Annotated in this window: 10 protein-coding genes; 6 read left to right on the forward strand and 4 right to left on the reverse strand. The window is 47.0% G+C overall.

The genetic code is table 11. The features are described from left to right. Positions 1-131: 131 nt before the first annotated feature. Positions 132-1,877, forward strand: coding sequence for a pilus motility taxis protein HmpF (hmpF, locus tag QUA36_RS11275; RefSeq protein WP_333162584.1), 1,746 nt, complete (start codon positions 132-134; stop codon positions 1,875-1,877). Here hmpF and tilS read toward each other — a convergent pair. Together tilS and QUA36_RS11285 are read right to left on the reverse strand one after the other, a co-directional pair. Beyond that, entirely contained in the window at positions 1,874-3,019 is a 1,146-nt protein-coding gene (tilS, locus tag QUA36_RS11280) for a tRNA lysidine(34) synthetase TilS (protein WP_333457424.1), read from the reverse strand. The genes hmpF and tilS overlap by 4 nt on opposite strands. 127 nt (positions 3,020-3,146) lie before the next feature. After that, entirely contained in the window at positions 3,147-3,572 is a 426-nt protein-coding gene (locus QUA36_RS11285; protein ID WP_333367464.1) for a KGK domain-containing protein, read from the reverse strand. A gap of 20 nt (positions 3,573-3,592) precedes the next feature. Here QUA36_RS11285 and QUA36_RS11290 point away from each other — a divergent pair, with 20 nt between their 5' ends. Further along, positions 3,593-3,742, forward strand: a complete 150-nt coding sequence (locus tag QUA36_RS11290) for a hypothetical protein (protein WP_333457427.1) — start codon at positions 3,593-3,595, stop codon at positions 3,740-3,742. A 111-nt stretch (positions 3,743-3,853) separates the two neighbouring features. On the opposite strand, the gene ccsB is transcribed toward QUA36_RS11290, so the two are convergent. Then, on the reverse strand, positions 3,854-4,924 hold the full coding sequence (gene ccsB / locus QUA36_RS11295; protein ID WP_333457429.1) for a c-type cytochrome biogenesis protein CcsB: 1,071 nt from the start codon (positions 4,922-4,924) through the stop codon (positions 3,854-3,856). Between the two features lie 711 nt (positions 4,925-5,635). Between ccsB and QUA36_RS11300 the strand changes: the two genes are divergently transcribed. Both QUA36_RS11300 and QUA36_RS11305 read left to right on the forward strand, forming a co-directional pair. Further along, positions 5,636-5,851 carry a DUF2887 domain-containing protein gene (locus QUA36_RS11300; protein WP_333457431.1) on the forward strand — a complete coding sequence of 72 codons (216 nt, stop codon included), beginning with the start codon at positions 5,636-5,638 and terminating at the stop codon, positions 5,849-5,851. Positions 5,852-5,904: 53 nt separating this feature from the next. Next, a complete protein-coding gene (locus QUA36_RS11305; protein ID WP_333457433.1) occupies positions 5,905-6,615 on the forward strand; it encodes an IS1 family transposase in 711 nt (236 codons plus the stop codon). A 518-nt stretch (positions 6,616-7,133) separates the two neighbouring features. Here the strand turns inward: QUA36_RS11305 and QUA36_RS11310 are convergent. Beyond that, entirely contained in the window at positions 7,134-8,237 is a 1,104-nt protein-coding gene (locus QUA36_RS11310) for a precorrin-8X methylmutase (protein WP_333457435.1), read from the reverse strand. 305 nt (positions 8,238-8,542) lie between these two features. Here QUA36_RS11310 and QUA36_RS11315 point away from each other — a divergent pair, with 305 nt between their 5' ends. After that, positions 8,543-9,631 (forward strand): flagellar assembly protein H, encoded by a 1,089-nt coding sequence (locus QUA36_RS11315; protein ID WP_333457436.1) that lies wholly within the window; start codon positions 8,543-8,545, stop codon positions 9,629-9,631. A gap of 179 nt (positions 9,632-9,810) precedes the next feature. Next, positions 9,811-11,724, forward strand: coding sequence for a heavy metal translocating P-type ATPase (locus QUA36_RS11320; RefSeq protein ID WP_333457438.1), 1,914 nt, complete (start codon positions 9,811-9,813; stop codon positions 11,722-11,724). The last annotated feature ends 151 nt before the right edge of the window (positions 11,725-11,875 follow it).

Raw genomic sequence — 11,875 nt, forward strand, 5'->3', positions numbered from 1 at the left:
GGGGATAGCCTACTTATGTTGGAATTAGCCGTCTACCCAACAGCGTAGGAAGTAAACACCACTTATCTTTTAGGCCTTTAAGTAACTTAAAGTAAGTTGGGATAGGTTTTACGAAGCAGAGGACTATTAGTGTGCTGTATCTAGCGGAAGTACAAAAACAGAAAAGCGGCTTTGGTCTCGGTGGCGGTAAGGCTGAACTGAAACTGCTAGCTTGTCAGCGGGGCGAACATAACTGGAGTGCCGTACCAGGCGATGACGGGATCCCAGTTGAGGAAGCTAATAAGTTTAACGACGGCACGCTGGTGCTGGTTGAGTTGAGCGCTAGCAAGCAAGTGCAACGGATTCAGGAGGCGGCCCGCCAGTTGGTGAGCATTCTGCAAAATTTCTCGCGATTGCAGGACAAGTTTAAGGATAAGGAAGAGGAAATTGAACAGTGGAAGGCTTCTCTGACGTTTTCGAGTCAGGAACTCAATCGCCGGGAAATGGAAATGCAAGCCCGCGAAGAGCAGTTGGCTCAAATGGAAGAGGAGTTGGAGCGGCTGGAGGCTCAGCGCTCGGAAATTGAAAATACTAGAGATGAAGCTAACCGATTGCGAGAAGAAGTCGATCGCAGTCGCGTGGAAATTGAGACGGCTTGGGAACAGTTGCGGGGCGAGCAGCAACGGGTGGCACAGCAGCAGTCTGAGGTTCCGCAGGGGGCAGTGGTTGATGAGCAGCAAACCCAGAGGATTCAGGAGTTGATGCAGAAGTTGGGAGGGGCAATTGCTTCGGCTCAAGGGGTGCGGGAACAACTGAATCAGTCTTTTGGTGCGGTGGGCGCTCAGCAGGCAATTCTGGATCAGCACTGGCAGCAGTTGGAGCAAAAACAAAGCATAGCTCAACAGCAACAAGAAGAGGTCGATCGACAAAATCAGAGCCTCCAAAACCGCTGGCAAGAGTGGTACCAATCTCAAGAAGGTTTGGCCGGGGCTCGGGCGGAGCTTAAAGGCCTGCAAAGTACCCTCAGCGCTAAGCAGGACCAAGCTCAGTCCGTGTCTGTGCAGGTGCGGGCTGTTGAGGATCTTTACCAGCAAGTTTCCAGGCTCGCATCTGCTTCGGGTACTGCGGGTACGGAGCAAAAAGTAGATGTGTCAGCTTTGGAGAAGATGCCTGTTGATGAGTTACAGGGGCTGGTGCAACATCTGCAACAGGATTTGGAAAAGGTGTTCCGGTTTGTTAACGATCAAGAGGAGGAGTTAACTCTGCAGCGGGAGACAATCGAGGAACTCCAAGAGAAAATTCAAGCTGCTAGCGAGTATGATCGCATGGCTTTGGAAAATGAAATGGCAGATGAACTCGAAAGTTATCAGATGTTAAACGAAACTCTGGTGGGACAGCGCCTCCGGTTGCAGGAACGGGAAGATGTTTTAAAGCAGCATCAGGGAGTGCTGTGGCGGCGACTGGGTACTGCTAATACTCCAAAACAAGAGCGAGGAGATATTGATTTGGGGCCGATTGTCGCACAGCTCAATACTCAGCGGCAGCAGCAAAGCCAAGAATTGCAAAGACTGGAAAACGAAATTCAGCAGGTGCGGGAAGCTATATCTCAAATTGAGGGAAATGTCAACCGCCAAAATGGGGAAAGTGAGGCGAAACGCTACGAACTCAAGCAGTTAGAGCAGAATTTGTTCAACCAGAAAGGTGCAGTGGCGCAACTCTGGGGCAGGGTGAATGTTTATCAAGAAATGTTGCAGCCGGTGCAGGACAATTTGACTGCGCTACGCCAAAAGCTCGAAGCGGCGGCGGGGGAACTCGATCGCGTGCAGCAGACGGGAGAGGAGCAAGATCGGGTAGTTTCCGATTTGCGGCAAGTCCTTTCGAGTTTGATCACAGCTTAAAATTTAATATCTAAAATTATCGAAGGGTGTTCGACTCGACCGATCGCTCCTCCAGGAAATGGATCGGTTTGCGATCGGTTGGGCGCTACGATTAAGCTGGTTAGTTTTTCTACGCTTTCAAAACTAGGCGCCGAGGACAATATTTGTTGCAGTAGTTGTCGCATTGCCCGTCGCTGCAAGGCCAGGGGTGCTTCCCGCAAAATCGGGCGATTTAACTTGACGGGAAGTTGAAAATTCACCTGGGGACTGTCTGTAATTGGAGACATTGCTCGCTGTAGCAAGTCGCTGGCTGCAAGTTCGAGATATTCTACATCGGCGCGGAGGAGTTCGGCTGTTTGAGCTAGGGCTTGTTGGGCTTTTGGGTTGAAATGAGTTTCCAAATAAGGCAATAATTCCGCTCGAATCCGGTTGCGACTATATTGCAAGTCTTGATTTGTGGAATCTTCCCAAATGGGTAGTTTTTGCTCTTGACAAAATTGACCTGTTTGCGATCGAGTTATTTCGAGCAAGGGACGGACTAAGTAAATTTTAGATTTTAGATTTTGGATTTTCGATTGGGAATTTTCATTCTGATTTTCCAATCTAAAATCGGCCAATATTTGGGAGTTGGGATTTTCGCCGGAATTCCCTAATCTAAAATCGGCAATCGCCAATTGAAAATCAAGTAGGGGCCGTGTCCAAGTGAGGGCAGAAAGTCCGTCGGCACCGCTGCCGCGAATCAGGTTGTAGAGGAGGGTTTCGGCGCGATCGCTGGCTGTGTGGCCTGTAACAATGTAGGGGTAGTTGTGGGCGATCGCAATTTCGGTTAAAGCTTGATATCTCCACTGTCTAGCCGCTGCTTCTGTTTTGGGGATGTCCGAGGCTGTATCCAAATAGTAGGATATTCCCCAGTTTTTAGCTAATTGTTCTACATGATTAGCCGATGCTTGCGAGTCAGAACGCCAACGATGATCGCAGTGAACAATAGCTAGGTTCCACCCCCATTTAGGCTGCAAATCTAGCAGTAATTTAATTAAACACAGAGAATCTTGTCCGCCGGATACTGCTACTAGCAATCGCTGATTTGAGGGCAATATTTGTCGGTAAAGCAGGGTCCTGTGTACTTGAGCGTGCAGGTGCGTCCAATTGGAAGATTCAGCCATGAGAGCAGTTTTTTATTAAGCAAAAATAAGGAAGTTATAAAACGAGCAGTGTCCGTGATTTAACGGAGGGATTTTAAGCAAAGAAGGGGAAGCATCCCCCTCTCCCAATTTCTCAATCTTTGCCTTTTTAGCTCCACATTCCTATACTTTGGGGATCGCGGTCTGGATACCTAGAAATAGGAAAATGATTACTTATTTCTGTCGAGTCACATTGATTTAATGGCTCATCTATATCGGTTTGATTTGAGCTATCTACGGCGTAGTTTTGCACGGTGTCTGATCTTTCGGCAGCGGCAGGAAGGGCTTTTTGCTCTTTGATTTCAGGTTCAAGCGGAATGAACTCCAGACGCATTCTAAGTTTTCCTTTAGTCCAGTCTTTGCCAGCACTTAATAGCTCGCAATCCAAGCCGTCTGAAAATAATTTTTCGTCTACCAATTTTGACTGCATAATTGCCATAAATTCGCTGACTTTGAATGTACATTGATACATCAAAGCGCTGGTAGGGGCAGACACAACATCGTCTTCTTGGGGAAATATTTTCGATTCGTCCATATTAATTGTCCTTATTTTTAATGAATGAAGGAAGTTCGGCAACGAATTTTGTAACGGATGTAACGGATGTAACGGATGTGAGGAAGAGCGAAGTTCTAATAAGGAAGAAAGCCCTTAGACTTCGCGATCGGGTAAAAAAAGGGAAGAAGGAAGAGGGAGTTAATTATTAGAATCTCGCTGGTTGAGTAAGGTGGGAATTGCCCACCCTACAACCGGAGATGATATTAATCCCGATGCTTTGACTTATCCTGTTCTCCTGTGGCCCATTGGTGGCTCAGGAATTAGAAAAACCAACCGTAGGAATGTAAACCTTTGCCTAACAGATTAACGCCTAGATAGCAAATCCAAACTACCACAAAACCTGTGGCTGCTAAAATTGCTGGGCGTCTTCCCTGCCAGCCACGAGTAATGCGGGCGTGTAGGTAGGCAGCAAATACCAACCAAGTAATTAGCGCCCAAGTTTCTTTCGGGTCCCAACTCCAGTATGATCCCCAAGCTTCGTTAGCCCAAACCGCACCCGCAATAATGCCAACTGTCAGTAAAGGGAATCCTAAACCTATGATGCGATAGCTAATGTTATCAAGAGTTTCTGCTAGATTCAATCGCTGGGGCGAGAGAGGTTCTGCGGTTTGAGTTGGGGCGGTTGATGGGGTTTGAACGGTGGCTAATTCAAGGACTGCGGTGGTTCCCAAACCGTTATTGTTGGAGTTGAAAGAGGGTTCGCTGAAAACTAATGCGCTGTCGGCGCTGGTTTCTGCAATTTGAGGTTCGGGGTTTTGAGGACGTTGGAGGCGGTAGTTGCCGTTGCGGTTGCTGTTGGTGCCGAAGGAACTACCGGTGAGTTCGATTTTTTGGCCGCGGGTGACGATTAAAAAGGCGATCGCCAGTAACGCTCCTACCATTAAAGTTGAGTAACTGAGCATCATGACGCTAACGTGCATCATCAGCCAGTTGGATTTGAGGGCGGGTACTAGGGGCTCTGCAGATTGCATGGTTGCGGGCAGAGTCAGGGCTGCAAAGGCGGATATTGCCATTGCTACGGGGGATGTGGCTACTCCTACTAAGCGGGAACGACTCATGTTTTCCGCGACTAGGTGGATGGCGGTGATTCCCCAAACTAGGAAAAATAGGGATTCGTAGAGATTGCTTAAGGGGAAGTAGCCGGCTTCTATCCATCGAGAACCGAGTAAAGCGGCGATGGATAGGTTGGCAACGGCCATTCCTGCGGTTCCTAGGGCTGATAGGTAGGGAATGCCGGGGAATGCTGCGCCAACCCAGTAAATGAGCATTGTGGAGAACAAAACGGCAAAGGAGATGTTGTCCAGCCAGTTCTGGAGTACGACCAGATCCATAAAAATTACTCCGGTAGTGTTTTTACTTATTTTTGCTAACTAGATCGATCGTACTGGGGTTGGGCAGTTTTGGGTTTGGGATTTTGAATTTTTGTGGCAATTATGAGTGATTGGCGGTTGTTGAGGTGCGAGTGGGCGATCGGGCGGACGCATCAAACAAGCTACTATTGACCCACCAGACGAGTGTCACCCCGTCAAGTCACGCTTGTTGATTCTAGCTGAGGGCTTGAGGTTGGATGAGTTCCCAGTAAGGAAACACGGAATGCTGATGGGCGAAATTCGATCGCCGATTAACAAAATTAGGACTTACGCAGAGGGGGCCAGAAACCGGGTTTTTTTAGGAAAATCCTTCGTTCGTACTCGAAGATTAAGTAAAAAACCCCGTTTCTTGGTCAGGAGTGCGTCTACGACTGAAAATATAGGATGTTTTTTGATCTGGGGCTATCTGGAATCCTTTAGAATTGATTGAGCTGATTACCGACTTGCTGTTTTTGCAACCAGCAAAAAAACGGAAGCCCCCGACAATCGTTGTGGATACTCCCCAAATTTTAGACTAAAGCTCAACCTCCCAGATTTATCAAGGCGAGTCAAATCTAAAATCTAAAATCTAAAATCTAAAATCTAAAATCTAAAATCTAAAATCTAAAATCTAAAATCTAAAATCTACTGAGGGTTCGAGCAGTTGCATAGGTTAGAGGATATGTTGGGTTAATGCGTCGAGATTCAATATTTTACAAGTTATTTCAAGAAGCTCCGACGCTGCTGTTTGAGCTATTGGAAGAGTCACCATCGAATGCGGAACAGTATCGATTTGACTCCGTTGCTGTGAAGGAACCGAAGTTTGAAATTGATGGGGTGTTTTTGCCACCGGATGCTGAGCCTGGAGTTGTATATTTCTGTGAGGTGCAGTTTCAGCGGGATGGGTAGTGCTAAATATGTAATGATAGAGGAGTAGAATTTCGTGCTGATGCTTTCCTATCATGCCACCCTGCCCCATTTGTGAGTCTTCTCAAACAGTCAAAAATGGTCGTATCCATAACGGTAAACAACGGTTCAAATGCCATAACTGCCGACGACAGTTTGTAGAACAACCGACTAAAAAAGTAATTGCTCAAGCCACACGGGAACTGATTGATAGATTGCTGCTAGAACGCATTTCCCTGGCTGGAATTGCCCGTGCAGCGCAGGTTTCTGAACAATGGCTCCAAACCTACGTCAACCAGAAATATGCCATGATGCCTCAAAGTGTGCAGGTGACGCAAAAAAAAAAGGGGAGGCTAACGATTCAATGCGATGAGTTGTGGTCATTTGTCGCTGACAAACGCCACAAGCAATGGGTCTGGTTAGCTTTGGACTCCAATACTCGTGAAATTGTCGGTGTTTATATTGGGGCAAGGGACGAAGCGGCAGCCCGTCAATTATGGAATTCTTTACCTGCGGTTTACCGGCAGTGTGCGGTTGCTTACACAGATTTCTGGGCAGCCTATGGAGCAGTGCTACCGAAAAAGCGTCATCAAGCTGTGGGTAAAGAAACGGGTAAGACCAGTTATATTGAACGATTCAACAACACCTTACGCCAGCGAGTTTCTCGCGCAGATCGCAAAACCTTGTCGTTTTCAAAGTCATTAGACAACCATATCGGTGCTATCTGGTATTTCATCCATCATGATAATGCATCATTACTTGTTTAGCACTACCAACCATAAAACCCTATCAGGGATTGAAACTCTTACATTGTTAACTGGCAAAACAAGAAAGACAAAGTCGGAAAAACCATAAAACCCTATCAGGGATTGAAACCTTTAAAGCTTACTTGGCAAGAAACTCACATCGGAATGTCGGAAAAACCATATTTCCCGATATAAGGCTTGAAACCCTGTATTGGAAGGCTTTCGCCTCGGACAATGTAGCGGGAAAAACCATAAATCCCTATCAGGGATTGAAACAAAGTCCAAGCGCGCTGCAATAAACCTCAATCCCTATCAAAGATTGAAACTAAATCGGGTATGATATCATTCGCGGTTGCACTCAGACATGACTGTTGACTGTGACTCGAAAAACTGAAAATTGGGCTGATATTTTTTGGCAGCTTGACTCGACTTTACCAGGACGCACTATGAAGCGCGGATTTGATATGATTCCGGCGCATCGGGAATTGAGATGCAGCAGCAAAATACAAATTAAGCCACAATAAACCTAAATCCCATTTTCACTTGAGATGACAGTGACAATTCGGCTTTTCAATCAAAGACTCAACCAAAGCATTCAAAGCAACCGCCGCCAACAACCCGCCGCCAAAAGTCCCCACAGTTGTAATATAAGCAACGCCCGATCGCACTAACCGCCGTTTCGCCACCGGAGAATGACTAAAACCGATCGGCATTCCAACTACCAAAGCCGGTTGCAATTGCCCACTCTCGATCGCCTCGCAAACCGCCATCAGCACAGACGGCGCATATCCTATCACCAATATACATCCTTTTTCCAGTTTCAACAACTTATCAAACCACTCACGCTGCTGCCAGAATTCCTGTTCCGCTTCCGCCGCAGCATTGATGTGCGGGTCATCAATTAAAGTTGCAATACTTGTTCCCAAATACGCCAATCTTGTCCGATCCAAAGCCGCACAAACAGGTGGCACATCAGCCACAATTTGACACTGATTTTTCAAAGCATCCCGCGCCGATTTAATCGCCGTTTCGCTCAACTTCACAAACGGCAGCAGCGAACAATCTCCGCAAGCTAACACCAGTTTAGAAAGCAAGTCTACCTCAATTTCCGAGCGATCGCCCAAATCCGGCAACAAAAGCTGCAACGACTCCCCAAAATCCTCCGGGTGAGTGTGCGCCCCCGCATCCCAACCCTCCCAAAGTTGTTCCAACTCATCCAACCCCCCCTCAGTTTCCGCCTGCAACAGCCTTAATTGCGCCAATGCGTCCGCTTGCACCGCTTTACAGGAAATATCCCGCCCCAGCAATCCTTCCAGCGCCGAAGCCGTTTCTCTGAGGCGAACAATTTGCTGAATTACCGACAGATATTGCCGTTGCAGAGTCGCCATCAGCGCGTCTGGCGAAGCATCCGCGTCTGTTTCTAACAGTTTGCGGATGTGAGACAGTTGAAAGCCTTGCTGCTTGAGTGCGACTATTCTTTGCAGTCTTTGCACGTCGCTGCGGGTATACAATCTGTAGTTAGAGGTCGATCGTACCGCCGGAGATAGCAGCCCCAAAGCGTGATAATGTCGCACCATCCGAGGGGTAATTGTGCCTTTTACCGCTTCTGTAAGTTGTTTGATTGTCAGGTATTCTTGTTGCATAATACCAATTATAAAAAGTAGAGATAAATATAGATTGTACGCGATCTGTAGGGAAACGGCATTGCCCTGTCCCGCGCGGGTATCTGCGACTTTTAAGAATTAGTATAAGACTTATGATTGTAGCAAACTTTTAAACAAGTTACCTATTTTTTCAATCTAACGGTTTTTATTTGACATCTTGCCGCCCGGACACGGCACTGCCGTGTCCCTACGGTATTTCATATAATTGAAAACAGCCATCAATCTTTAACGTGTGATAATATTTATTTGAGTAAATCCATCTAAAATCTACCATTTAAAATCGAATGACGCGATTCATTCACGATCGCTTTGCTAAAGAATACCTAGAAGAACTGCTCTCTCCAGCAGGAATAGTTGATATCGGCCGCGATGTCACTTCCGAAGTGCGCGAAATCGATGTTTACTTTACTCCGAACGCCGCAGTCCCAGAATACATCGAAAGCTTGGGATTGTTGGGAAGACTGGCAAATTCGACAGCAATCTTTGAACCGTTCCGCAACCCGGTAAGTGTCAGCGAAGTTATCAGTTGCCTCAGCAAATTGTGGGACGTTCGGGGTAAACTAGAGCGACAATCCCGAAGAGAAAATACTGCATTTAACGAAAGTGAATTGCCTAAATTGTGGATTCTGACTCCGACAGCCTCAGAATCGCTGGTGAACGGGTTTCGGGCACAACCAGACGAACCCAATTGGATGCCGGGAATCTATTTTTTGGGGGAATATTTGCGATCGGCAATTGTGGTCATCCATCAGTTACCAGAAATTCCCGAAACCTTGTGGCTAAGGATTTTGGGTAAAGGAAAAGTGCAGCAAAGAGCAGTTACCCAGTTGAGCGCTTTGAGTACAGACAATCCCCTGCGAATTAATGCGTTAGAATTGCTGTACAGACTGCAATCAAACTTAGTAGCCGATTTAGAACAGGAAATAGAAACAGAAGACCGGGAGTTAATTATGACAATCAGACCTCTTTTTCAAGAACAGTTACAAGCGGCACAACAACAAGGAATTCAAGAAGGTAGAGAAGAACAACAGCGCTTAATTTTAGAGAATTTTCTGCGAGTGAGATTTGGAGAATTAGACTCGCTGATGATAGCGTTTCTCTCTCCAGTATCCACGATACCTGCTGCCGAGTTTACGGTGATGTTACTCGGAATATCTATGCTCACAGTGGATGCAGCAGGAAGGCAAGAAGCCGTGAGATTGTTAGCAGAAAATGTCTTGGCAGTGCGGTTAAATGAATCGGGCGAGAGTTTGCCTGCACTCGTTACTAATTTACTGGCTTTACCTGTCGAAGAATTGACATTGTTGTTAGAACAATTGCCTCAGTTATCGGCTGATGAATTGAGAACCCGATTGGGACAGATATCAGGGTAGAGCTTGTTTTGAGTGCGATCAACTTTAGCGACAGTTTTTAGGGGTTTTCAATTCTAGGACATACAGGAAACGGCAGTGCCATTTCCCTACCCGAAAGAAGTCCATGCCTAAACCTTGACATTGACACTAATGTCAAGGTTTAGGGTAAAGGAGTCATTCTACCAAATCAAATTTCCCCCATGACTCCCAATTCCCTCCCAATCTCTCGCCTCTGGCGCCTCGCCGAAGAACACCCAGATGCTGTGACTGCCGCCCTGTGCGGAATTCTAGTAATCTTGGGTTCGCTAGCCCTGCAATTCGGCTGGCTGGGCGTAGCCGTGTTAATCTTACCTGCGGCTTATGTTATCGGCGGCTATTCCAGCACGCGCGAAGGCTTAACTACGCTTTTTCAAGAACGCGAATTAGATGTAGATTTGTTAATGATTGTCGCTGCTTTGGGCGCGGCAGGTTTGGGTCTGTGGCGGCAAGAATATCATTTAATTGTTGACGGTGCGGTGCTGATTTTAATCTTTGCAATTAGCGGCGCGCTTGAAGGTTATGCTATGCAGCGGACTGAACGCAGCATCCGCAGTTTGATGAGTTTGACTGCGGATACTGCTAGGGTGGTAATGTACGGCGGGGAACGGTTCGTTGCGATCGACAAATTGGAAATTGGCGATTGCATTTTAGTCAAGCCCGGAGAAATCATCCCCACAGATGCGATAATTATTGAAGGCTACAGTGCGATCGATCAAGCCTCGATTACCGGCGAATCGATGCCCGTGGAAAAAACCCGGGGCGATGAAGTCTATGCAGGTACAATTAACGGTGTCGGCGCGCTGAAACTCGAAGTTCATAAAACTCCAGAAAGCAGCTTGATTCAGCGAGTGATTCGGCTAGTTCAAGAAGCGCAAACAGCAGCGCCGCCTTCTCAAATGTTTGTGGAAAAATTCGAGCGCGGATATGCCAAATTAATTGTCGGTTTAGGCTTGCTGCTGGCAACTTTGCCGCCCTTTGTTTTGGGCTGGAATTGGGAAGAGACAATCTACCGGGCGCTGATTTTCCTAGTAGTCGCATCCCCCTGCGCGCTGATGGCTTCGATTATGCCCGCGCTGCTTTCGGGAATTGCTAACGGGGCGAGACAGGGGATTTTGTTTAAAAGTGGCGCGCAATTAGAGATGATTGGTAAAGTCAGGGCGATCGCCTTTGACAAAACCGGAACTCTCACCACGGGAAAACCCGAAGTTATCCAAATTGTACCAGCAGCCGGATATACTGAAACAGAAGTTCTGCAATTGGCAGCAGCCCTAGAAGCTCATTCCGAACACGCGATCGCCTCTTCAATTGTCAGCGCCGCCCAGCAGCAACAGTTACAATTGTCAACCGCTACCGACGTACAAGCAAAAATCGGTCAAGGAATTGTCGGCAAAGTCAACAATCAAATCATTGCCATTGGTAAAGCCGAATTTGTCGAAGCAACTTCCGAATTGACTCAAATCAGCCAGCAGTTGCAAGCCGAAGGTAAAACAGTCGTTTGGGTGGCAAAGGGCGCTCAGCTTTTGGGAATCATTGCAGTAGCAGATACCCTCCGGCCCGAAGCAGCAGCAACAGTAAAACGCTTGCAAAAATTAGGCGTAGAACATATAATTATGCTAACCGGCGACAACGAGCAAACAGCTCAACACATCGCCAGTCAATTAGGCATCAACGAAGTGTACGCCGAACTTTTGCCAGAAGACAAAGTGCAGGCAATTAAACAACTGCAAACCCAGTATCAAACTGTAGCAATGGTAGGAGACGGCATCAACGACGCCCCCGCCCTCGCTCAAGCTTCCGTGGGCATTGCCATGGGAATTTCCGGCAGCGATGTTGCTTTAGAAACTGCTGATATCGTATTAATGGCAGATAAGTTAGAGCAACTAGCTAAAGCAATTAGTTTAGGCCGCCGCGCTCAAAAAGTTGTCAAACAAAACATTGTTTTTGCACTCAGTTGCATTGTGCTGTTATTGGCCGCTAATTTTTTCGGAAATATCACAATGCCTTTCGGCGTCATCGGTCACGAAGGCTCTACAGTAATAGTAACCTTAAGCGGTTTGCGACTGCTGAGAAATTAATTAAATTACTCGTTATTAGGCAGAGCCTGGTAACGCATATCCAGAGGTTCTGCCTCCTTTTTCCCAGGCGAATTTGTAGATACTGTCTTGATCTGTCAAGGGGTAGCGAGCAAATAAGTTGGATCGAAAGGCTTTTGGGACTTTAAAATAC

The sequence above is a fragment of the Microcoleus sp. Pol10D4 genome, from assembly GCF_036701555.1.
Taxonomy (GTDB): domain Bacteria; phylum Cyanobacteriota; class Cyanobacteriia; order Cyanobacteriales; family Microcoleaceae; genus Microcoleus.